Source organism: Streptococcus cristatus (assembly GCF_003943505.1).
GTDB classification, from domain to species: Bacteria; Bacillota; Bacilli; order Lactobacillales; family Streptococcaceae; genus Streptococcus; species Streptococcus cristatus_E.
In genome coordinates, this window is record NZ_RJPS01000001.1 from 1 (window position 1) to 23,874 (window position 23,874).

At 41.6% G+C, this 23,874-nt stretch carries 22 protein-coding genes; 2 read left to right on the plus strand and 20 right to left on the minus strand.

Going from position 1 to position 23,874, the window contains the following annotated elements; all coding sequences use genetic code 11:
• Positions 1–381: 381 nt before the first annotated feature.
• The 11 genes from nth to D8792_RS00055 form a co-directional block, all read right to left on the minus strand.
• Positions 382–1,011, minus strand: coding sequence for an endonuclease III (gene nth / locus D8792_RS00005; RefSeq protein ID WP_125372402.1), 630 nt, complete (start codon positions 1,009–1,011; stop codon positions 382–384).
• Between the two features lie 77 nt (positions 1,012–1,088).
• Positions 1,089–1,571: a transcription elongation factor GreA gene (greA, locus tag D8792_RS00010; protein WP_005592281.1), complete on the minus strand. Its 483-nt coding sequence runs from the start codon at positions 1,569–1,571 to the stop codon at positions 1,089–1,091.
• Between the two features lie 64 nt (positions 1,572–1,635).
• Entirely contained in the window at positions 1,636–3,438 is a 1,803-nt protein-coding gene (mltG, locus tag D8792_RS00015) for an endolytic transglycosylase MltG (RefSeq protein ID WP_185758370.1), read from the minus strand.
• 63 nt (positions 3,439–3,501) lie between these two features.
• On the minus strand, positions 3,502–3,999 hold the full coding sequence (locus tag D8792_RS00020) for a GNAT family N-acetyltransferase (RefSeq protein WP_125372404.1): 498 nt from the start codon (positions 3,997–3,999) through the stop codon (positions 3,502–3,504).
• Positions 3,999–4,511, minus strand: a complete 513-nt coding sequence (locus tag D8792_RS00025) for a GNAT family N-acetyltransferase (protein ID WP_125372405.1) — start codon at positions 4,509–4,511, stop codon at positions 3,999–4,001. Before D8792_RS00025 ends, D8792_RS00020 begins: the two co-directional genes overlap by 1 nt.
• An 11-nt stretch (positions 4,512–4,522) precedes the next feature.
• On the minus strand, positions 4,523–5,857 hold the full coding sequence (gene murC / locus D8792_RS00030; protein WP_125372406.1) for a UDP-N-acetylmuramate--L-alanine ligase: 1,335 nt from the start codon (positions 5,855–5,857) through the stop codon (positions 4,523–4,525).
• A gap of 32 nt (positions 5,858–5,889) precedes the next feature.
• On the minus strand, positions 5,890–6,561 hold the full coding sequence (gene zapJ, locus D8792_RS00035) for a divisome accessory protein ZapJ (RefSeq protein WP_125372407.1): 672 nt from the start codon (positions 6,559–6,561) through the stop codon (positions 5,890–5,892).
• A gap of 41 nt (positions 6,562–6,602) precedes the next feature.
• Positions 6,603–9,716, minus strand: coding sequence for a pilus expression-regulating Snf2 family helicase (locus tag D8792_RS00040; protein ID WP_125372408.1), 3,114 nt, complete (start codon positions 9,714–9,716; stop codon positions 6,603–6,605).
• 149 nt (positions 9,717–9,865) lie between these two features.
• The gene (gene hpf, locus D8792_RS00045) at positions 9,866–10,408 is read right to left on the minus strand and encodes a ribosome hibernation-promoting factor, HPF/YfiA family (RefSeq protein WP_125372409.1); all 543 of its coding nucleotides are present in this window, start codon (positions 10,406–10,408) and stop codon (positions 9,866–9,868) included.
• 81 nt (positions 10,409–10,489) lie between these two features.
• Entirely contained in the window at positions 10,490–11,155 is a 666-nt protein-coding gene (locus D8792_RS00050; RefSeq protein WP_125372410.1) for a ComFC family protein, read from the minus strand.
• Positions 11,152–12,453: an ATP-dependent helicase ComFA gene (locus tag D8792_RS00055; RefSeq protein WP_125372411.1), complete on the minus strand. Its 1,302-nt coding sequence runs from the start codon at positions 12,451–12,453 to the stop codon at positions 11,152–11,154. Before D8792_RS00055 ends, D8792_RS00050 begins: the two co-directional genes overlap by 4 nt.
• A 56-nt stretch (positions 12,454–12,509) precedes the next feature.
• Between D8792_RS00055 and D8792_RS00060 the strand changes: the two genes are divergently transcribed.
• Entirely contained in the window at positions 12,510–13,145 is a 636-nt protein-coding gene (locus D8792_RS00060) for a YigZ family protein (RefSeq protein WP_125372412.1), read from the plus strand.
• A gap of 116 nt (positions 13,146–13,261) precedes the next feature.
• Complete coding sequence (cysK, locus tag D8792_RS00065; protein WP_125372155.1) at positions 13,262–14,191, plus strand: cysteine synthase A; 930 nt, start codon at positions 13,262–13,264, stop codon at positions 14,189–14,191.
• A 47-nt stretch (positions 14,192–14,238) separates the two neighbouring features.
• Here the strand turns inward: cysK and D8792_RS00070 are convergent, their stop codons facing one another.
• From D8792_RS00070 to D8792_RS00110, 9 genes are all read right to left on the minus strand, one after another.
• A complete protein-coding gene (locus D8792_RS00070; protein ID WP_061910473.1) occupies positions 14,239–14,601 on the minus strand; it encodes a S1 RNA-binding domain-containing protein in 363 nt (120 codons plus the stop codon).
• Positions 14,601–16,001 carry a bifunctional Cof-type HAD-IIB family hydrolase/peptidylprolyl isomerase gene (locus tag D8792_RS00075; RefSeq protein ID WP_125372413.1) on the minus strand — a complete coding sequence of 467 codons (1,401 nt, stop codon included), beginning with the start codon at positions 15,999–16,001 and terminating at the stop codon, positions 14,601–14,603. Before D8792_RS00075 ends, D8792_RS00070 begins: the two co-directional genes overlap by 1 nt.
• A gap of 37 nt (positions 16,002–16,038) precedes the next feature.
• Entirely contained in the window at positions 16,039–16,671 is a 633-nt protein-coding gene (locus tag D8792_RS00080) for a response regulator transcription factor (protein WP_125372414.1), read from the minus strand.
• The gene (locus D8792_RS00085; RefSeq protein ID WP_125372415.1) at positions 16,649–17,668 is read right to left on the minus strand and encodes an envelope stress sensor histidine kinase LiaS; all 1,020 of its coding nucleotides are present in this window, start codon (positions 17,666–17,668) and stop codon (positions 16,649–16,651) included. Before D8792_RS00085 ends, D8792_RS00080 begins: the two co-directional genes overlap by 23 nt.
• Entirely contained in the window at positions 17,665–18,360 is a 696-nt protein-coding gene (gene liaF, locus D8792_RS00090; protein WP_005591886.1) for a cell wall-active antibiotics response protein LiaF, read from the minus strand. Before liaF ends, D8792_RS00085 begins: the two co-directional genes overlap by 4 nt.
• A 222-nt stretch (positions 18,361–18,582) precedes the next feature.
• Positions 18,583–19,398: an endonuclease/exonuclease/phosphatase family protein gene (locus D8792_RS00095; RefSeq protein WP_125372416.1), complete on the minus strand. Its 816-nt coding sequence runs from the start codon at positions 19,396–19,398 to the stop codon at positions 18,583–18,585.
• 17 nt (positions 19,399–19,415) lie between these two features.
• Positions 19,416–21,608: a PTS transporter subunit IIBC gene (locus tag D8792_RS00100; protein WP_125372417.1), complete on the minus strand. Its 2,193-nt coding sequence runs from the start codon at positions 21,606–21,608 to the stop codon at positions 19,416–19,418.
• A 258-nt stretch (positions 21,609–21,866) separates the two neighbouring features.
• Entirely contained in the window at positions 21,867–22,793 is a 927-nt protein-coding gene (locus D8792_RS00105; RefSeq protein WP_125372418.1) for an ATP-binding cassette domain-containing protein, read from the minus strand.
• A gap of 10 nt (positions 22,794–22,803) precedes the next feature.
• Positions 22,804–23,871, minus strand: coding sequence for an ABC transporter ATP-binding protein (locus D8792_RS00110; protein ID WP_005591881.1), 1,068 nt, complete (start codon positions 23,869–23,871; stop codon positions 22,804–22,806).
• Positions 23,872–23,874 lie beyond the last annotated feature (3 nt).

The window sequence follows — 23,874 nt, forward strand, 5'->3', positions numbered from 1 at the left end:
GACAGATTTATTGTTTTTTTCTTTGTTCAGTACTACAACTTGTGTTGTAGCGCCCTGCACATTGGTTCGTCTTGTTCAGTTTTCAAAGGTCTTTANCGCTCTCTCAAGCGACAACTATATCAGTATATCACCTATCCANTCNCTTGTCAACACNTTTTTNNAATTTTTTTATCTTTTTTNCANNTTTNNTTCCNACCNCCNNNAAAATCACNNATAAATCAATAACTAAAAGGGAAAGGTNANNTCTNCTTACCTCTCCCNTATNCNCTATATCANCGTGCTGCTAAAGTCTATTAAATATTCCTCTAACTCTCGCAATAGTCTTTTACGTCCCTTAAACCGCTCATCGCCTAGTAAAAATTTGTATCTTAAGACTCTATCTTAAACATGATCAAAATTGTAAAGTTGAGGATAGTGATCACACTCTGGATTTTTAGGATGGCAAATAGCCCGACCAAAGTAGATCATAGCCTGATGTGCAGCTAGCCAGCGTTCAGGCGGGAGAACGTCCATAACACGTTTTTCAACTTCTAAAGGAGTTGCCGACTTTTTGACAATATCGTGGTGTTTACAAATGCGTTCAACATGCGTATCAACGGCAAAAGCTGGAATACCAAACCCTACACTCATGACCACGTTAGCTGTCTTACGCCCCACCCCAGCTAAACTTTCTAATTCTTCCCGAGTCTGAGGCACTTGACCATTGAAATCGTCCATGAGTTGCTGGGCACATTTTTTCAGAAATTTGGCCTTATTTCGATAAAGCCCTAAACGCGAAATGTGCTTGGCAATATCTGCCTCGGATGCCGCTGCCATAGCTTCTGGAGTAGGATAAGCTAAAAATAGATTTGGTGTAGCTTTATTAACCGCAGCATCTGTCGTTTGAGCGGATAACATGACTGCCACGAGTAGCTCAAAGTGATTTCTAAAATCTAAACTCGGTTTAGCATCAGGAAATAGGGCAATGATCTCCTCGATGACATGGCGTGCTCGTTTTTTTGATAAAACCATCAGTATACAATCTCCTTTGTTTGTTCTATATTATAACATAAATTGATAAAGAAAAAGCCGAGCGTGCTCGACCTTTCTTATACTGTTTTTTCAACTTTTAGGATTTTGACATCATAACTGCCAACTGGTGTTTCTACTGTTGCAATATCACCAGTCTTCTTACCAATCAATGCTTGACCAATCGGACTTTCATTTGAAACTTTTCCAGCAAAGGCATCCGCACCAGCTGAACCAACGATAATGTATACTTCTTCTTCCGTCTCACCAACTTCTTGAATAGTAACAGTTTTACCGATGGCAACTTCATCTTTAGCCACCGAATCACTATCAACAATCACAGCATAGCGAATTTTAGTCTCTAGACTTGATATTTGTCCTTCAACGAAAGCCTGCTCATCCTTTGCTGCTTCATATTCACTATTTTCTGATAAATCTCCGTAAGAACGAGCAATTTTAATGCGTTCTACTACTTCTGGACGTCGAACCAATTTCAATTCTTCTAATTCTTGTTCTAATTTTTCCTTTTCTACAAGGGTCATAGGATAAGTTTTTTCAGCCATTACTTTATTTTCTCTCTTCTTTCTATTTTTTGATAAAACAAAATTATGTGGAAAACCACATAATTTAGTTAGAACTTTCACCTGATTGGTTTAATTTGCTATTAACGTGTTCTTCCACATTCTTAGCGTGTTCTTCATAGGTATTTGCAAAATATACAGCCCCTGTCTCCACATTTGCTACAAAATACAAGTACTCTGTCTTGCTTGGATTGATAGTAGCTTCGATAGCAGACAGGCTTGGACTATCTACTGGACCAGGCATCAATCCTTGATTCTTGTACACATTATAAGGCGAGTCAAGATTTGTATCAATTTCAGCATCTTCTTTAAGAGTTGTCTTTTGACCAAGTTTTCCTTGAGCATAAAGAAGCGCAATATTACTCTGAAGTGGCATAGCTTGGTTCAAACGATTATAAAAGACGCTCGAAATATCTTTGCGATCCTGATCAGTTGAACCCTCTTTTTCAACTAAAGAGGCGAGGGTTAAAACATCATTGACCGTCAGATTCTTAGACTCAATTGTTGAGTAATACTGCGATAGATTTGTATTCATAGCAGCTAACATTTGGTCAATTAGTTCTTCTACCGTGGTTTCTTTTCCATAATCATAAGTAGCCGGAAAAAGATAACCTTCAAGACGATATTTAACACCACTATCCTTGCTTGGCAAAGTAGCTAGAAGCTGCGGATATTTAGCTGCCATTTTTGCAATAAAGTCTTCATCTTGAGCTTTATTTAGAAAATCTTCCTTACTGAATGGTGTTTTGGCATTCTTGTTCGTAGTTTTTGCGGCATTGACAGTAGTTGCTTCGGCAATTTGCTCCAAAGTGTATCCCTCAGGAATTGTTATCTTGCCAAGAACTGGAGGCTGTGGTGTATCTGTTCCACCTTCTTGTAATTGCTTAGCAATCGTGTCTAAGTCCATACTCTTTTGAAGATTATAGTAACCAGATTGGAAATTACCATAACTTCTGATCTTTGAATAAAGATTAAAGACTTGAGCGTTCTTAATTAGGCCTTTCTTTTCTAAAATCTCTCCGATTTGTTTGGTGCTAGAACCGGCAGGAATTTCCACTGTCACATACTCTGTTGATTTGACATCTACTGGTTTCAGCGCTGAAGAGACATAATTGTATCCTACAAAACCAGTAATACCAAGGCCCAATAGGAAAAGTACCAAGACTGTCATCACGATTCGATTGGCTAGGCCGTTTTTACGTTTTTTCTTTTTACTACTATTGGTACGATCCGCACGAGAACGTTTCTTTCCATGAGCAACATCTCTACGGCTTAGCGTTGGTTCTGAAGCAGAAAAGTCTTTTTTAGCATGTTTTTCATCTGTAGTGTTTGAATCAGGTAACACTATTTCCTTTGTCTCATCTGCAACAGGCGCTACCTTTTCTTGATAAGCTTCCGAATGAGCCACAGAAGTTTGAACCTCTCCAGATTCTATACTTTCCTTCTTAGCAACATCAGCTTGTCCTAGCCCATCAACATTTGATGGAACTTCTGAAATCGTAGAATTACGAACTATATTTTCTAGCACATCTGCCTGAGTATGAACAGTAGGATCGCTTTGTCCCATCGGCTCTTCTACTTTGATCTTACTAGGTTCTTCCTCTACTGAAGTATCCTTCTCTAGAACCTCATGAGATTTTTCAACAGCAGAAACGAGAGATTCCAAGCTCTCCGCCAATTCCATTTCTTTACCTAAAAGAGGCTGCGCTTCTTCCTGAACTGAGTGATTTTGGGTACCATTGGCTGCTGCCAACTCATTCAAAATTTTCTCTTTAAAACTCAGCGTCTTTTCGTTATCCTGTGAATTTTCAGTCAAAAACTTGATCTCCTTCTTCATAATCCCTAACATTATATCTTAAAAGTCAGATAAATGCAATCATATCCGACTTTTAAAACTATATTATTTATGAAATCAAATCTGGGGATTCTCCCAAACCATATCAAACCATACTTCATCTGCATACGTTGAGGCTGAGCGGCCTTCGTTGACAAAGTCATGTTGCTCATAGTAGGCTATCAAATAATCATGACAAGTAAGATTGATACCGTGACGTTTATCTGCAATCGCAATTTCCTTCATAGCTTCCAACAAGGCTTTTCCTACACCTAAGCCTTGTGCTTCTTTAGAGATAGACAGACTAGTCAGAGAGATAAAGCCACCATCGCTAGTATGATAGTCCTCAATTTCCAATGTGAAAGAAACATCGTGCAAATGCCGTTCTGGTCGGACAGGACCTTCTAAATAGCCCAAAATCTTGCCATTTTTTTCTGCAACCAAAAAAGTTGAAGGAATCGTTTCAATGTGCTTTGCCAATATTTCACGACTAATAGCCTCTTCTGGACTAAAATTTTCCAATTCGATAGCATAAATGGCATCTAAATCAGCCATTTGAGCTTGACGGATAATCATCACTTCTCCTTAAAATTTGGATTTTCCCACACCATATCAGACCAAACAGCCCCACCATGAGTTGAGTCAGAAATCTCTTCGTGGACGAAACCATTCATCTCATAATAAGGTATCAGCTCATCATGACAGGTTAGGCTAATGCCCTTTCGATTTTGCTGAACAGCTATCTCCTTGAGAGCTGCAAGCAACAAGGTTCCGACCCCTTGCCTCTGAAAATCAGGATGGACGGACAGACTTTGGACGGCAATGAAGCCACCTTCTGGAGAATTAGCACCCACCTTGCTAAAGAAATCGTCTGTCAGATAAGGACTCTGAACAGCTGGACCGACAATATAGCCTGCAAGCTGACCATGCAGCTCTGCTAGCAAAAAAGTATCTGGAATCAGCTCAATCCGTTCTTTAAGAATTTCTGCGCTGACTGCTTCTGCTGCTGGAAAATTCAATTGCTCAACCGCAAGAATCGCCTCCCAGTCGCTCAATTCAGCCCGTCTGATTCGAATCGGTGCTTCCATCCAGGTGCCTCCTACTGAACGTTGCTTGTCAGATTGGATAAGAGACGTTCAAAGGAATATTCATAGGTCTGGATGTCACCAGCTCCCATAAAGACATAAACGGCATTATCGTGGTCAAGAAGTGGAGAAACATTATCCACGTCAATAACCTTGGCACGTTTCACAATCTTTTCAGCCAGATCCTCAACCTTAACATCGCCTTTGTCCACCTCACGCGCAGATCCGTAAATCTGAGCTAAATAGACTGAGTCGGCCTGATTGAGGGCTTCCGCAAATTCATCCAAAAGAGCGATGGTTCGAGTAAAGGTGTGCGGCTGGAAGATAGCCACGATTTCCTTGCTAGGATACTTCTGACGAGCTGCATCCAAAGTCGCAATAATTTCCGTCGGATGATGGGCAAAGTCATCAATAATGACTGTATCGTTGACAATCTTTTCTGTGAAGCGGCGCTTAACTCCGCCAAAGGTCTTGAGATGCTCTCTTACTAGATTCAAATCAATACCTGCAATGTAGAGGAGACCGATGACCGCTGTCGCATTCATAATGTTGTGACGGCCAAAGCTTGGAATCTGGAACTCACCCAGCTCTTGCCCGCGGAAGGAAACTTTAAAACCTGAACCACTTGTAGAACGTAAGAGGTCGTGAGCAACAAAATCATTGCCCTCTTCCTTGAAGCCATAGTAGTAAATCGGCGCATTTGAAGTAATACGGCGTAGTTGCTCATCTTCTCCATAAACGAAGAGGCCTTTGGTAATCTGCTTGGCGTAATCATTGAAAGCATTAAAAACATCTTCCAAGCTGGTGAAATAATCTGGATGATCGAAGTCAATATTGGTGATGATCGAATATTCCGGATGATAAGGCATAAAATGACGCTCGTACTCGTCTGATTCAAAGACAAAATACTTGGCATTAGCAGAACCGCGACCTGTACCATCCCCAATTAGATAGCTAGTATCTGTGATATTAGACAGAACATGAGAAAGAATGCCCGTTGTAGAAGTCTTCCCGTGGGCACCAGCCACTCCTAAGCTAACAAAGTCACGCATAAAACTACCCAAAAATTCATGGTAGCGTTTGTAACTGATACCGTTGGCGTCTGCATAGGCAATTTCCACATTGTTATCTGGACGGAAAGCATTACCCGCGATAATTTCAAAATCTGACTGGAGATTTTTCTCATCAAAAGGCAAAATAGGAATACCAGCCTGCTCCAGACCACGCTGAGTAAAATAATATTTATCAACATCGCTTCCCTGAACCTTATGGCCCATCTGATGCAACATCAAAGCCAAAGCGCTCATACCTGAGCCCTTAATTCCGATAAAATGATAGGTTTTCGTCATGATTACTCCTTAAATCTTAAATAACTGAAGCCTTATTGCCCTTGGACATCTGAACTCAACTTGGTGATGTCCAATTCCTGTGCTTTTTTATGCTTATTGTGTTTTTCTCGCTTCTTGCCCTTGTTATAGACTTGGCTGGTTTTGAGAAAATCGTAGTTATTCTTTTTCTTTTTTTCTGGATTCGTTGGTACTTCTATGAGAGGTTGAGACTGAACATCTGCTAATATGTAGCTATCTTGCTTTAGCTTATCACTGAACTTCGTCAACTCCCCTGGATTTTCCTTTTGGAAAGAGGCTGTTGGTTTAACTGGATTCCCCTCAAAAGGAGGTGCCACCTTCCGACTACGAACCTTATTTGGGAGCTTGCTCGTCAAATAAGCAGCCGAACGTTTTTTCCTCAGATCAGCCCGAGCTTCCTCTCGTGCTTGCTCAGCATAGCGAATAGCTGGATCTTTCTTATCAATCGGCTTTTTAAAGTCCGTAACTGGAGCTTGCTTCTTTCTAGCCTTACTTACAGTTTGACTAGGAGCAGTATGAGCAGGACTTTCTGGCTTAGCAATCGGCATCCATTCTAAATAATTACGGTCCTGATAGTCCCCTTTAATGTTGCTAATCAGATCCAACTCATCGTACAAATTCATGTGTGGCATTTCTGTCAACATGATTTCGTCATCAGCAATTATAGGAAATTTAGTATTTGTCATAGCATGTCCTTTCAACTCTTCATTATTATAAACTATTCAAACTATTTTTCAAGCGATTCAGAAGAAATTCCAAGAATTTCTCGAATTTCTTCCATCGAAAGACTGGAGCGAGACTCTGCCCCATCTAGAATCGTTGAAACCAGATTTCGTTTAGTGTCCTGTAATTCCTGAATTTTTTCTTCTATAGTCCCCCGTGTAATCATACGATAAACTTTTACATTCCGTTCCTGCCCAATACGATGAGCCCGACCAATAGCTTGGGCTTCTACTGCAGGATTCCACCAAAGATCCACTAAAATAACCGTATTTGCACCAGTTAGATTGAGACCGACACCACCAGCTTTAAGAGAAATCAGAAAGGCTGATCTTTCTCCTTGATTAAAGGCTTTGGTCATCTCCTGACGTTCTTTTGCTGGAGTTGAGCCTGTGATTTTGAAGGACTCCATTCCCATCTGGCTCAGTTCTTGCTCGATAATATCCAGCATGCCACGGAATTGTGAAAATATCAGAACACGATGTTCACCGTCTTGGATCTGCTCTAACAGCTCACGCAAACTTTCCAGCTTGCCACTTTCCCCATCGTAATCATCCATAAAAAGCTTAGGAGTATCACAGATTTGACGGAGTCGCATAAGTCCAGACAAGATTTCAATTTTGCTGCGATTGATTTCTTCCTCCGTTGCATGGAGAATTCGCTCCTGCATTTGCTTGAGCAGAGCTAGATAAATCGTTTTCTGGCTGTCTGCAAGTTCGTTACGGTAAGAAACCTCAATCAAATCAGGAAGTTCTTGCAAGACTTCTTCTTTTTTACGCCTCATGACAAAGGGTTTGATATAGCGCGCTACTGTTTCCGCAGGCATCTTCAAAAAAGCTTTCTTGCTTGGTAACAAGCCCGGAAGGACGATCTGAAAAATTGACCAAAGTTCACCGAGATGATTTTCAATCGGTGTACCAGACAAGGCATAAGTCCGTTCCACCTCAAATGCTCTCAGATATTGAGCAATCTTGCTCTGGTCATTCTTCATGACCTGTGCTTCGTCCAATATCAAATAATCAAAATGAAGTCCCTGATACTCCTCAACATCTTGTCTGAAAGAAGCATAGCTGGTAATCGTAATCTGATGATCTTCTGCAATCACAGCATCTCGAACATTTTTCAGTCCATACACAACAGCTACATCTAGGTCTGGAGCAAATTTGGCAAACTCATCACTCCAGTTGTAAATCAGGCTAGATGGTGCCAAAATCAAGACTTTCTTAGACTTGGTCAAATGAGCAGTCAAGAAAGAAATGGTCTGAAGGGTCTTTCCCAAGCCCATATCATCAGCTAGAATACCGCCGAATCCATATTTATTCAGCATGGATAGCCATTTCACTCCTGTCTCCTGATAATCTCGAAGCTCGGCCTGAACTTTCAGCTTAGGCAGAGGAAAATCCTCAGGATGGATCAAATCATAAGCCAGATGGCGAAAATCTTCCGACAAGTCAACTCTTTCCTGATCTTTGAACAATTCAGAGAGTTGATAGGCAGCCAAACTATGCGTTTGGATGACCCCATTTTTAGAATGTTTGCTTCGCAATTGTTGCAAGGTCTGGCTGATTCGCTTACTATTCTCATCAAAAATCAGAACCTGACCCGTCTTGCTGATAAAGTAATCCCTTTGGCTCATCAGCGAATCTAGAACATCATCTACCTCAGACTGATCGATACCAGTAAAGTCAAAGCCGATATCCAAGAGCCCACCATTCATACTGATGGAAACCTTTGGAGGTTCTGTTTGTGGTAGACTCTGCAGCTCATCTGACAAGTAGACATTGCCCAATGCTCTAAAGCGTGGAATCAAGACGGAGAAGAAACGGTAAATTTCTTCAGGTCGTAAAGGCGGACGCTGACTGATAAAATCATCTGCAAAACCTGCCTCCAGCATTGCTTTAAAAACTCGCTGTTCCCGCTCAAAATTGCTGGCAAAAGGTAGCTTTCTCAGCTCTTCACGACTGGTGACAGTCTGACTGCCATAATCAAAGACAAGATCCAGCAATACTTGCTTGTCCGCTCCCAAATTAAAATTGAAATCAACGGTAAAGTCATGAATGAGCAGGCGCTCAGGCGCTGTCACACGGCCAATTTTTTTGAACTCAAGCAGACTCACTGCTAGTTTGGACTGCTCAGATACATCAAATTGCAGGCGCTTAACGCGCTCCTGCTCTATCGGCAATTCCTGTAAAGCCTTGATTAACTTGGTTTGCTCAGCCGTCAGCTGATAGAAGGTTTGATTATGAAAAAGAAATTGGCCTCCATAGAGCAGCTTATAATTCTTTTCTGATATCAGCAGTTCAAAATAGTTTTCCCGCTCTTGCACTTCAAACTGATAAATTCCCGCTTCTTCATGCAAGTCTTGGAAAAATACCTCAGCATAATCATAAAAGCTATATTCCAAATGAAATGAAGCGAGATTCATCAAGCGAGTCACACCTTCCTCAAAAAGACTGGCTGGAAAATAAAGGTGCCGCCCAGCATTGGGAAAGACCAACGAAGAGTCCTGCCCCTTATAATCCGTCACCAAGCCTCGTAAAAATTCTAGTAGATCTTGACTAGCTTCATCAAAATTCTCCATTCGAATAGGCTCATAGTAGTTCTTACCGATTTGATAATGCCCACCCTTATTTAAGGTTCTCAAAAAGGACAAAATATCACGCACTACATAAGAACGCTCATCCGGCAGTCGGCTAATCCGCAGGCTCCATAAAAATTGTCCTGTGTAAGTATCTTCCTGTCCAGTCGCTGATAGCTCATAGCGGATTTGCTGACTAGATTTATCTAGCAAAATTTTATCCAAAAAAAGACTACCAAAAGAAACCAATTTCTGGGCTTCCTGGCTGGAAGACTCTTTTTCTGTCATCTTTGCCAGCAGATCTTTACCCGCCGGATCATTTTTCAAAAAATATTCCAAGGCAGCCAGATGGGCGCAGTACTTCTTCTTTTGGAAAAAGTCACAGGAGCAGAAAACTGCATCATCATCTAGACTATAGCGCAGATTGTACTGGTCCACGCGCGTGTATAAAAAGGAATCTTTGACTTCAAGAATTTCGACTTTTTTGCTGTCACAGAGGGCAATTCCTTCCGTTCGAATTTTACCAGGAATTAATTTAGCCATACCTACCACCTAACATTTATCCCTTTATTATACCATAGGACAGCTATAAAAACGAAATAGAATTTCTTTATTCGTAAACATTCTTTGAAGTAGAATGAGCAAGAGCTTTCCCTACAACAAAAAGCCGTCCATTGGACGGCTCTTTTACATTATTTTACTTCTAACAAACCGATATCTCCATCCTCACGACGATAGATAACATTCGTTGTATTATCTTCAACATCTGTGTAGATGAAGAAGTCATGTCCCAACAAATCCATTTGCAAAATAGCTTCATCTAGATCCATTGGTTTCAAATCAATATGCTTAGAACGTACTACTTTGGAAGATGCTACATCAGCTTCTTCTACTAAAGCATCAGTGAACAACTGGCTAGTTGCAACCTTATTCCGATTTTTCTTTTCAATCTTTGTCTTATTCTTACGAATCTGACGTTCAATCTTATCGACAACTAAGTCAATAGATCCGTACATGTCTTGCGAAACATCTTCTGCCCGAAGGGTAATAGAACCAAGAGGAATGGTTACTTCGACTTTCGCCGTCTTCTCCCGGTACACTTTCAAATTTACCCGTGCATCAAGTTCTTGCTCTGCTTGGAAATACTTCTCAATCTTCTCAAGTTTAGAAACTACGTAGTCACGGAGAGCATCAGTTACTTCTAGGTTTTCACCACGGATACTATATTTAAGCATATAAGTACCTTCTTTCTAAACATAAATGTTTTATTTACAATATCATTATAACGCTTTCATTCTTTTTTTGCAAATATTTTCTTATCTTGCGAGTGAAAATGTCAAAACTTCTTTCACACCTGCTTCCAGCAATAATTCTCGAGCCAATTGTAAGGTTTTTCCAGTCGTATACACATCGTCTATCAGAAGAATTTTTTCTGGCAGAAGGACATCTTTTGCCAATGTAAAACATTGCTGGCTTTTTAAACGTTCTTGGCGATTTTTACTGGATTGAGCAAGCGCATCCTGCTTTTCCAGCAAATGTTTATAAGGCAAACCAGCAGCTTGTAAGAAGCCTTCTACCTGATTAAAACCCCGACTTTGGTATTTTTCAGGACTGACTGGAATAGGAACTAAAGTATATTTTTTGACATTTCTGAGACTTTTTTTGATAATTTCCGTAAAAACAAATCTTAGAAGATAATCTCCTTGAAACTTGTATTTGCTGAAGTAGTCCTTCATCAAGTCATTATAAAGAAAACAGGCCTGATGCTGCACTAAATAGCCTTGCGCTTCCCAGGTTTGACAATCTGAGCAAATTTCCGTTTCTCCCTCCTTCCAGCAGCGTGGGCAATGGATAGAGGAAATCGCTTCAAATCCTGCTCGGCAATGTTTACAAATTGTATTTTGTTCTTTTTGCAATAAAATTAAGGAAGAAAAAGTCCTATTTTCTTCGACTGCTTGGCTGCACAACAGGCATTTTCTCATAGGCCAGCCTCCTTGTTCATCAGTTTGATTTCACGAATCGCTTTTTCGATTGATTGTGTGGTGCCGTCGTGAAAGAAGAATAAATCTCCCGTCGGTCTATCCATACTACGTCCCACCCGTCCAGAAATTTGCACCAAGGCGCTACGGCTAAAGAGACGATGGTTGGCCTCCAGAACAAAGACATCTACACAGGGAAAGGTCACACCACGCTCTAAGATGGTCGTCGTGACCAAAATGGTAATTTCTCGCTTGCGAAACTCTTCAACGATTTCTAAACGATTTTCAGTTGTTGAAGCCACAAAACCGACTCTTTCCACTGGAAATACCTTCTCTAAAATTTGCGCAAATTCTTGACCTCTTTTGATTTCCGAGGCAAAGATCAGTAAGGGAAAGCCTGTTTTTCTCTGTCTCTCGATATATTTCTTCAATTTAGGCGGTAGCTTCTTTTTCGCTAGATATTTTTGAAAATCTGCCAGCCAAACTTTTTTGGGCACAATCAAAGGATTGCCATGGAAGCGACGAGGAAGGCTGAGTCGTTTTAATTCTCCTTTTTGGACTTTTTTATCCAACTCATCCGTCGAAGTGGCAGTTAAGAAAATTGTCGTTCCCTCCTCCTTGACCGACTGCTCCACGGCATGGTAGAGCACAGGATTATCCACATAAGGAAAAGCATCTACCTCGTCCACAATCAGCAAATCAAAGGCTCGATAAAATTTGAGGAGCTGATGGGTAGTAGCAATGACCAAGGGGCTGCGAAAATATGGCTCGGATTCCCCATGCAAAAGCGAAATCGGGCAGGCAAAATCCAGCTTGAGCCGGCGATACAGCTCCAAACAGACATCAATCCGGGGGCTGGCTAGGCAAACTGCTCCCCCACGATCAATCACTTCTGCAATCACCTGATAAATCATCTCCGTTTTGCCTGCACCAGTCACCGCATGGACAAGACTATTCTGCTTTTGAGCAACTGACTCTAACAGTCCCTGAGAAACTTTTTCTTGAAAGGTCGTTAATTGTCCCTGCCACTTGAGTACCTGATTTTTAGGAAAATCTTCCTGCGGAAAATAATAAAGTTCTTGGTCACTCCGGACTCGCCCCAAAATCACACATTCCCTACAATAGTAGGCATTGACTGGCAGCTGATGATGCTCTTTGTCCACTTGAGTGCCACAGCGGCTGCAGAATAACTTTCTCCTTTCCTCTCGTATACTGGGTAACTGCTGAGCCTGCATACGCAGCTCAGGACTGAGCTGATCTTTTGTAAATATCCTACCTAGGCAATCATTTTTTTCTAACATACTTTTTTATTCGTAAAACTTTTGGAAAAATCCATTTTTTTGTGTACAATAAAACTATGGAATATAGAACAATTAGCCAAGACGGCCAAGCCCAAGAAGAAATTAAAAAATCTCGTTTCATTTGCCACGCCAAGCGCGTTTACTCAGAAGAGGAAGCCAGGGATTTTATTGCTGCCATCAAAAAAGAGCACTATAAAGCCACTCATAATTGCTCTGCTTTTATTGTCGGGGAGAAAAGTGAAATCAAACGAACCAGTGATGACGGTGAGCCCAGCGGTACAGCGGGCGTTCCTATGCTCGGTGTCATGGAGAATCACCAACTGACCAATGTCTGCTTTGTGGTCACGCGCTATTTTGGCGGTATTAAGCTAGGAGCTGGTGGGCTCATTCGGGCTTATGCAGGCAGCGTTGCCTTTGCAATCAAAGAAATTGGTCTCATCGAAATCAAGGAACAGGCCGGTTTGCGTCTCAAAATGTCTTACAGCCAGTACCAAAATTTCGATAACTTTTTGAAAGCCGAGGATCTGATCGAATTTGATACAGAGTTCACGGATCTAGTGGCTACAACCATCTATATCGACAAGCAGGAAAAAGAACCACTAGAGCAGAAATTAATCGAGTTTTTCAATGGAAAAATCCAAATTGATGATCAAGGTTTGCGCGAGGTTGAAATTCCTTTAACAGTTGAATAATCTTAACAGCTAGTCCTAGTGATAAATAATTTTTATCGTGGTCATAGCTTTTTTATATTTTACAAAGTGCCTCTTTCAGCTTATACTAGTCTCATTAAAGTATTGAGGTAGGAAAAATGGCAAACATTTATCAAAATATCACAGAATTAGTTGGAAGAACGCCAATTGTTAAACTAAATAATATCGTTCCTGAAGGAGCAGCTGAGGTTTATGTCAAGTTAGAAGCCTTCAACCCTGGCTCTTCTGTCAAAGACCGGATTGCTCTCAGCATGATTGAGGCAGCTGAACGCGATGGCCTTATCAAGCCTGGCGATACTATCGTTGAAGCAACCAGCGGAAATACCGGTATTGGCCTTTCATGGGTTGGAGCAGCTAAAGGCTACAAGGTTGTCATTGTGATGCCAGAAACTATGAGTGTGGAGCGTCGCAAGATTATCCAAGCTTATGGAGCGGAGCTAGTTTTGACTCCGGGTAGCGAAGGAATGAAAGGGGCTATTGCCAAGGCAGAAGAAATTGCTAAAAAGCGAAATGGCTGGTTGCCACTGCAGTTTAACAATCCGGCTAATCCAGAGGTTCACGAACGAACAACAGGAGCAGAAATTGTCGCTGCTTTCGGTGAAACTGGACTGGACGCTTTTGTCGGTGGTGTCGGAACTGGTGGGACTATCTCTGGTGTCTCTCATGCTCTTAAAAAAGCGAATCCAAATGTCCAAATCTATGCGGTTGAAGCAGACGAATCTGCTATCCTTTCTGGTGAGAAACCAGGTCCTCACAAAATCCAAGGACTTTCAGCTGGCTTCATTCCAGAGACCTTGGATACAGCAGCCTATGATAGCATTGTCCGCGTGACTTCTGATCAAGCGCTAGAATTAGGACGCTACATTGGCGGTCAGGAAGGTTTCCTAGTCGGAATTTCATCTGCTGCGGCTATTTTTGCAGCCATTGAAGTCGCTAAAAAACTAGGAGCTGGCAAGAAAGTCCTTGCCCTTGCACCTGATAATGGTGAACGTTACCTATCTACCGCTCTCTATGAATTTGACGCTTAATCGTGAAAAGAGTTAACAAAATTCCTACCCGTTTGGGTAGGAATTTTTTACTCTTTTTGTTCTTTCAGAAAAGCCTTGGCTTCCTTTATCCAGATTGGCAATTGCTTACCTAAGGGCGCAAATCCAATTTTGCAACGATCGTTTGAAAAGCGATGCCGTCTTGGTAAACGATGTTTTTCTTCCTCTAAAGTCCGCATTGACAGGCTGGCCTTACCAGAAAACTCATCATAATCTACTACCTGCACAAGAACCTGATCACCAATTTTCAAAATATCGTGAATATTGTCGATATAGCCCGTCCGAATCTCAGAAATATGAATGAGGCCGATCAGACCGCTTTCTAGTTCGACAAAGGCACCGTAGGGCTGAATCCCAGTAATTTTGCCCTTTAACTTATCTCCGATTTTCATTAGTCTATAACCTCAATCGTCTCAATGACAACATCCTCAAGTGGTTTATCCATTGAAGCTGTTTCAACCGCTGCAATTTTATCCAAAACTTCATAAGATGCCTCATCCACTAGCTGCCCAAACACAGTATGTCGACGGTCCAAATGCGGTGTCCCGCCCTTGCTAGCATAAACTTCAGCGATCGACTTCGGCCATCCTCCCCGAGTCAGTTCCTTTGTTGAATAGGGGAGACTGTTATTTTGGACAATAAAGAACTGACTGCCATTGGTATTCGGTCCAGCATTCGCCATGGAAAGAGCCCCACGAATATTGTAAAGCTCAGGTGAAAACTCATCTTCAAAGCGTTCGCCGTAGATAGACTCTCCGCCCATACCAGTACCTGTCGGATCGCCACCTTGAATCATAAAATCTTTGATAACTCGGTGGAAGATTACTCCGTCATAGTAGCCATCCTTTGATAAGGCGATAAAGTTGGCAACTGTTTTGGGTGCTTGCTCTGGGAAGAGTTGAATCTTCAGTTCACCATGATTTGTCTTGATCTTTGCAACTGGGCCTTGAACCTCATCAAGATGGAGCTGTGGGAAGGTCAATTCTTTCTCCACCATGCCCAATTGCTCTAAGGCGTCAAAGATGCCGTCTTCTTCGACCGTTTTTGTGACAAAATCAGCCTTTTTCTGCAATTCCTCATGGGAAACTCCCATAGCAATACTGAGCCCTGCATAGTCAAATAATTCTAAATCATTAAGTCCATCGCCAAAAACTAAGACATTTTCTGGTTTGAAACCGAGGTGTTCCACTACCTTGGCAACACCAGCTGCCTTTGAACCTTCTTTCGGTACGACATCCGATGAATGCTCATGCCAACGCACCATACGGAGAGACTTGGCCAAATCTTCTGGTAACTGCAAACTGTCACCTACATCCTCAAAAGTCCACATTTGATAGATTTCATGATCTTGGTAAAAATCAGGATTGACAGCCAGATCTGGATAAATGATATCAATTGCTGACGAAATCATAGGATTGCGAACAGACAAAGCCGCTTCGTGACTGCCTACCAAACCGTACTCAATGCCCACTTCCTTGGTCCAGGAAATGTAGGATTCCACACACTCTTGTGGAATGACCGTTTTCGCAATGACTTCGCCCTTTCGATTTTCAACATAAGCCCCATTCAAGGTAACAAAAAAATCAGGATCCAAGTCACGAATTTCTGGAACAACTCCAAAAATGCCACGACCAGAAGCAATTCCTATCAGAATTCCCTTTTCTCTCAGCTGCTTAAATACAACTTTGATCGATTCTGGGATGAAGCCCGTTTCCTTGACCCGCAAGGTATCATCGATATCAAAGAAAACAATCTTAATCTTTTTCGCCTTATATTTTAATTTTGCCTTCATATCTTCCTCTTTCAATTTAATCTTCTCTATTATATCATTAAAAATCATCTTGCGGAACAAGATGATGCTGAAAAGCATAGACAACTGCCTGGGTCCGATCGCTCACTTCTAGCTTAGACAAAATATTAGACACATGCGTCTTGACCGTTTTCAAGGAAATAAAGAGCTCGTCAGCAATCCGCTGGTTTTCATAGCCTTTGGCTAAAAGCCCCAAAATATCCCGCTCCCGCGCTGTTAAATCCTCGTAAAGCTCTATATGATTTCGATGGTATTCGACCTTCTTGCTGACTTCTGTTTCAATGGCAAATTCACCCTTTGCAACCTTTCTGACGGCATGGAGAATTTCATCCGCACTAGAAGTCTTCAACATATAGCCACGGGCACCAGCATCCAACACAGGATAGATTTTTTCATTGTCCAGATAGGAAGTCAAGATTAAAATCTTTGCCTCTGGCCATTCTTTCAAGATAGCCAAGGTGGCATCAATGCCGCTCATCTCCGGCATGACGATATCCATCATAATCACATCTGGACGGCCTTCCAGAGCCTTTTCGACACCTTCTCTACCATTGGTAGCCTCTGTTACTTCTTCAATATCGTCCTGTAATTCAAAAAAGCTTTTCAAGCCCAATCTGACCATTTGATGGTCATCCACTAGTAATATTCTCATTCTTTTCCCCTTCTAACAATGGAACACTGATTTCGATAGAAACTCCTTTTTTGGGAGCCGTCAGAATCTTCAAGGTGCCAGCCATATCATGCACTCGATCTTCAATGTTTTTCAAACCATAACTCATGTCAGCCAAGCTAGTCGGATCAAAACCGATTCCGTCATCAGAAACCTTGAGTTTGAGTCTATTTGGCGTCTGATAGAGATAGACGTCCAGACGACTGGCCTGAGCATGGCGCAAGGTATTATTGATTATTTCTTGGATAATCCTAAAAATATGCTCCTCTATCTGCTTGGGCAGGCTGACCACCTCATGCTTAAACTGGACAGTCAAGTCCGACTTATCTGTCAACTCTTTGATTAAAACATTCATGCCCTCTACCAAGGTCCGATTTTCCAACTCTGTCGGACGTAAATGTAAGAGCAAGATCCGCAAGTCTTTTTGCGCTGTATCTAGAATGTCCGCGATTCCCTTTAACTGCTGCTGGAGATTGTCTTTATCCAGACGCTCCACATTTCCAGCAACGCCTGAGAGAATCATATTGGCAGCAAATAACTCCTGACTGACCGTATCATGCAAGTCGCGAGCAATCCGCCTGCGTTCTTTTTCAATAATCTTCTCTTCGGCCTGTAAAGCCTGATTCTCAGATTTCTGCAAATTTTCGGTTAGGCTATCCAACTTTTCTTTTAAGCGGATGAGAGAATCGTCCAGTTCTAACTGCCCGGTTTCTTGTATGCCTCTGCCTTCTAAAATATCTTTTAAATTCTTTTGAACTTGAGAAAGAGACAGGTGCTGAAGAAAGCGCGCAGCAGCGGCCAAGAAAATAGTCAGCGCTAAGCCCAGAACCAGAACAAAAAAGGCAAAGGACTGGAGCAGTTCCAGATTATTCAGCAGCTTTTGCCATTCTAAATTAAAAAGATTAAAAATGTAATGAAAGATAATCCCTAAAACGAAGAAGGTATAGAGAAAAATGACCAAATAACTTGTTTTTTTCACTTTCTAACAACCTCCACATTTCCTAAAAAGCTGACCAAGACAATTTTTACTGTTTTGCTGGCTCGCTTATAGTCAGGCGTCGTCAGAGAAATCGTTTCATTGCGCAGCTTCCGTGGCGGATGATTTAAAAAATTCAAGTCTCCGTATAGGGTATTGATCTGAAGCTGGATTTCCACATCTAAAGGAATGACAATCTTGGTATCCCCAAAGCCCTTACGAATCACGATGACATTATCATGATTGACCACGATGACATCCTCTAAATGAATAGTATCCTTTCCCATCATTCTCAAGAGATTGATGTCATGAAACTGGCAGTCGTCCTTTGAGAAGTGCTGCAAATCCCCCAACCAACGATTTTTTTCAGCCCGAACCTCGGTCGCATCTTCAAAGAAAAGATGGGTTTCTTGATTTTCTTTGTAAAGATAAGGATAGGCCACAATCATGCCGTAAATCAAGGCGAAGAGGACAGCGGCAATAACAAAAGGATTGAGCATGACAATGAAAAAGAAGACAATCATGGTCGCAACTAATAGCGAATTGCCTCTCTGCTTGCCGAAATAATAATATAAAAACAAGAGAAAGAGTAGCATGATGAGAACAACACGCGAAAAATCGGCAGCCAGCATGGTAACCAGCGCCATTGATAATAGAATCGCTTCAACAAAGATGAATAATTGAACTTTCCACATAGCTATTCCCTTCCTTACATGTCTATTGTAACAAAATTAAGCAAAAAAACCTCCGTCTGAGGCATGAAATAGCAAGATTATCCTTTCTTAACCAGCAGAACTTCTTGGTTCTAGACTTCTTTGCTCTTTTCCTATTAAAAGCAAAAAATCGCTTCAAATGCTGTTTAAGCAAAACAAACATTTAAAGCGATTTTTATGTTTATTTCTATTGTTCAGATAAGCTTAGAAATGGACTTGAGCTTCCAAGCCAAAATGGTCACTAACGACTGGACCACGTTGCCCATCAAAAACAACAGCTGATTTATCAATATTGAAATCTTTACTTGTGAAGATATAATCAATTTTTAGAGCATCTTTGTTTCCTGCCCAACCAGCGATATCGCCTTCAACTGTCGCTGTACCAATCGTTTGGTCAGCCACCTTATGACTGTCCTGGAGAGCAAGCGGACTTTGAAGAATGTGCTGATATCCCTCGTAATCAACGGGATTGTTAAAATCTCCCATGAGGACAAGAGGAGTATCCACTTGCAAGAGTTCCGATTCAAACTTAGCCCACTCTCCTTGGAAGCCTTTATCCCACCAAGATAAGTGACAAGAAGCAACCGTGATAAGCCGACCATCGAGTTCCGTTTCTGCCAGCAAGACTTTACGCGTATGATAGTCACTTGGATCATTGACATCAGACACCAAGAGTTCTCTTGCCTTCAGGGGTTCTCTGGACAGAATTGCGACCCCTTCATTGTAAATATCAAAACCAATATGGTTATAGGCCCAAGACCAGTAATAGTCCAGACCTGCCTCAGCTAGTTTCTCAACCAGACGCAAGGCATAGTGGTCCTGGTGAATCGGAATGGCGCCATCTACCGCATAATAGAAGGGAGCCTGAACAACCTGTTCAGACTCCACTAATTGATTGACTTCCTGCAGGCAAATGACATCATATTTTTCTTGGAGAATCCGCTCAGCTAGCTGATTTAGCTTGCTTTCTTGCTCTTCTTCCATCCAACTATGAGTATTTAAAGTCAGGAATTTTGCCATGATTTCTCTTTTCTATCTTACAATTCTACTTTAGCCACAACTGTCTTAGGAGCGACTTTACCGAATTTCTCAACTGCTACTGATTTGATTGCTGGAGCATTTGTGAAGACAACGATAGTAGTTGTTTCACGACCTGCTTCTTTAATAGCCGCCAAATCTGCTGTTACCAAAAGATCACCTGCAGCAACTGTTTGTCCTTCTGCTACATGTACTTCAAAAGGTTTGCCTTCAAGGCTAACGGTATCAAGACCGATATGAACAAGCACTTCAAGACCAGCTTCAGTCAAAAGACCAAGAGCATGTTTTGTAGGGAAGACGCTTGTCACTTTACCAGCTACTGGTGAATAGATCTTGCCATTTGCTGGTTCAACTGCAAATCCGTCACCCATCATTTTTTGTGAGAAGACTGGATCTTTAACATCTTCCAACTTAACAACTTCACCATCAGCAACTGTTTCGATTGCTTCTGTCACACCCTTGTAGCTAACTGCTGCAGCTGCAGACTCAGCTTTTTGGCTTGGTAAAGTTTCAGGAATCACTTCTCCTGAATCCAACAAGTCTTGGATATCAGATTTAAGAACGTCAGCCTTTGGTCCGTAGATTGCTTGAACGCCTTGACCTTTCATAACCAAGCCCATAGCGCCTTCAGCTTTCCATTCTTCTTCAGAACCAACTTTTGTTGCGTCCTTAACAGTCACACGGAGACGTGTCATACATGCATCAACATCAACGATATTAGCACGGCCACCTAGAAGATTGATAACGTTAACGGCTTGAGAAGCTGCAGCAACTTTACCATTACCAGATTCTGATGAAGAAGCTGCATCTGAACCTTCTGCTGTTTCATAGTTACCGTTACGTCCTGGAGTTGCATAGTTGAATTTTTGAATCATGAAGTTCGCAATGAAGTACATGATTACTGCAAAGAGAACTGTTACCCAGATAAAGTTAATGATATCCATACCCAAACCAGCATTGATAGCCATTGGAGTACGAGTCAAGAATTCGATAGACCCGAATGAGTGCACACGAAGGTTAACAATGTCCGCCATAGCAAAGGCAGCACCTTGTACAAATGAGTAAATCAAGTAAAGTGGAGTTGCCACGAACATGAACATGTATTCGATTGGTTCAGTAACCCCTGTCAAGAAGGTTGCCAAAGCAGTCGCAATCATCATACCTTTGTATTGATGTTTCTTGTCAGCATCAACATTGCGGTAAATAGCTGCGGCAACACCCATAAGGATACCAAATGAACCGATCATTTGTCCAACTTTGAAGCGGGCTGGATGGAATGTGTCAAGCAAATATTGGTACTTAGTAGGATCAGCTGTCTTAGTACCAACCAAGTCATTTACCCAAGCCAACCAGAGTGGATCTTGACCAAATACTTGAGTACCTTTAGCAGCACCAGTCAATACTTCATAAGTACCACCAAGTTGTGTGTAGTTCATTGGGATCGTCAACATGTGGTGCAAACCGAATGGAAGCAAGAGACGTTCCAAAGTACCGTACAAGAACGGTGCCAAGATTGGAGCAGTATCTTGTGAGTTAGCAATCCAAATACCAAAGTTGTTGATACCTGTTTGAACAACTGGCCATACAAATGACAAAACAATTGCTACGATTACTGAACGCAAGATAACAACGAACGGTACAAAACGCTTACCATTGAAGAATGACAAAGCATCTGGCAATTTACGGAAGTTGTAGTATTTGTTATAAGCTGTTGCTCCGACAAAACCAGCGATAATTCCGACGAAAACCCCCATATTCAAAGCAGGAGACTCAAGGACACTGATAAAGTAATCAGAAACCTTGATGCTTCCTCCTAAGAGAGTGCTAACCACTGCTTTAGAATCTTTCAGCATATCGCTTGATACACCGAACATAACCCCAGTGATACGGTTAATCAAAATGAAGGATAAACCTGCCGCAAAGGCACCGCCAGCACGTTCTTTCGCCCAGCTACCTCCAATAGCGAGAGCAAAGAGGATATGCAGGTTTCCGATAATCCCCCAACCAATTTGTTCTAAAACGCCACCAGTAGTCACTAGAAAACCTAGTTCAGGGTTGATCATCGGAATTGACTTACCAATACTGATCATCAAACCTGCTGCGGGCATAACCGCAATAACCACCATCAAAGCTTTACCGAATTTTTGCCAAAATTCAAAGCTAAAAATGTTTTTGAATGAATCTTTCATCATCCAGACCTCCTTATATTTTCACAAACCACCCCTTGATGAAATCGTTTGCATTGAATAATACTATTATACCACTATTTTTAATTTTGTAAAGGCTTTTATAGAAAATATTTTTGCATTTTTCCTATATTTTGTGGAATAATAACTAGAAAAGAGTGATTTTCCTGTGTGCAATCGATTGCGCTATCTTTCCGTAAATTTCCTGAAAGAACAATAAAAAAGCCGAGAAACATTCAATTCCATGCTTCTACAGCTTCTTTTTTATTTATATTCTTTTTTATAACGGTCCGCTTCTGCCTTATTAGCCCAGACATAGTGTCCGGGACGAATCTCAACCATACTAGGTTGATCCACTGAGTAGTCATGCTGCTCTGGATCGTAAACCTTTAAGACCTTTTTGCGTTCCAGAATTGGGTCTGGAATCGGCACAGCAGACAAAAGGGACTGCGTATACGGGTGGATTGGGTTGTTAAACAACTCTTCTGTCTCTGCAACCTCAACGATAACCCCTTTATAGATAACAGCAATTCGATCTGAAATAAAGCGAACTACCGATAGGTCGTGGGCGATAAAGAGATAGGTCAAGCCAAGTTCTTTTTGGAATTTTTTCAAAAGGTTCAAGACTTGTGCACGTACAGAAACGTCCAAGGCAGAGATTGGCTCATCCGCAATGACGAAATCTGGCTCCATCACCAAGGCACGAGCAATCCCAATCCGCTGACGTTGACCACCAGAAAATTCATGAGGATAGCGTGTCAAATGCTCAGCCAAGAGACCGACTTCACGAATGATATTCTTAACCTTTTCTTGACGATCTTCTTCATTTTCAAAAAGATGGTAGTTATAAAGACCTTCTGAAATGATATAGTCAACCGTAGCACGCTCATTCAAGCTGGCTGCTGGGTCTTGGAAAATCATCTGAATCTTACGGATCAATTCAGCTTCCTCAGCTTTAGATTGCTTCCCGTTGATCTTTTTACCTTCGTATAAAATCTCACCTGCACTAGTATCGTTCAAGCCGATGATAGCACGGCCGATGGTTGTCTTACCAGAACCAGATTCACCTACTAGGGAAAAAGTTTCTCCTTTATTGATAAAGAAATTTGCATTTTTAACAGCTACAAATTTCTTACTTCCTTCGCCGAAGGAAATTTCTAAATCTTTAATTTCAACTAATTTTTCAGTCATTTCCTTCCTCCTAAGCTTCTAAGTGATTGAAGCCCATTTTTGAACGAATTTTATCATGAAGGTTTTCGATAATAGCCGGCTTCTCAACTCTTGGTGCATCTTCGTGCAAGAGCCAGGTCTTAGCCCAGTGAGTATCGGAAACCTGAAAGGCAGGAGCTTTTTCTTCGAAATCGATAGCCATTGCATAGTCCGAACGAAGCGCAAAAGCATCCCCTTTAATGCTAGTATATAGCGACGGTGGTGTACCTGGAATCGAGTAGAGTTCACCATTTGCTTCAGCTAACTGCGGCAAGCTAGACAGCAAGCTCCATGTATATGGATGTTTTGGATCGTAGAAGATTTCTTCAACTGTTCCATATTCAACGATCTCGCCAGCATACATAACCGCCACTTTATCAGCAATACTTGCTACAACACCAAGGTCGTGGGTGATAAAGACAGTCGTAAAATGGTATTCTGCCTGCAATGACTTGAGCAAGTCAATAATTTGGGCTTGAATCGTCACATCGAGGGCCGTTGTTGGCTCATCACAGATCAGAATATCTGGACGACAAGCCAAGGCGATCGCGATAACAATCCGTTGGCGCATCCCACCAGAATATTGGAAGGGATACTCTTCAAAACGTTTTTCGGCGTCTGGAATTCCAACTTTAGTCATGTAGTCGATTGCCATTTCTTTGGCTTCTTTGCTTGTTTTTCCTTGGTGTTTTATGATAACTTCGGTAATTTGACTTCCGATTGTATTAATCGGATCTAGACTAGTCATGGGATCTTGGAAAATAGTCGCAATTTTAGCACCACGAATGGGTTCCCAATCCTTGTTACTCTTTAGAGCAGTCAAATCGGTTCCTCGGTAATCAATCGTTCCTTGCGCTACACGGCCATTTTCTTCCAACATTCCAGTAAATGTTTTTGTCAAAACAGATTTACCAGAGCCAGATTCTCCCACCAAAGCTAGAACTTCTCCTTCAACTAAATCAAGGGAAACACCACGAATGGCGGTCAATACTCTGTCACGAACGTCAAATTCCACGACAATATCGCGAGCAGTCAATATTACATTTTTATTTTTTGTCATATT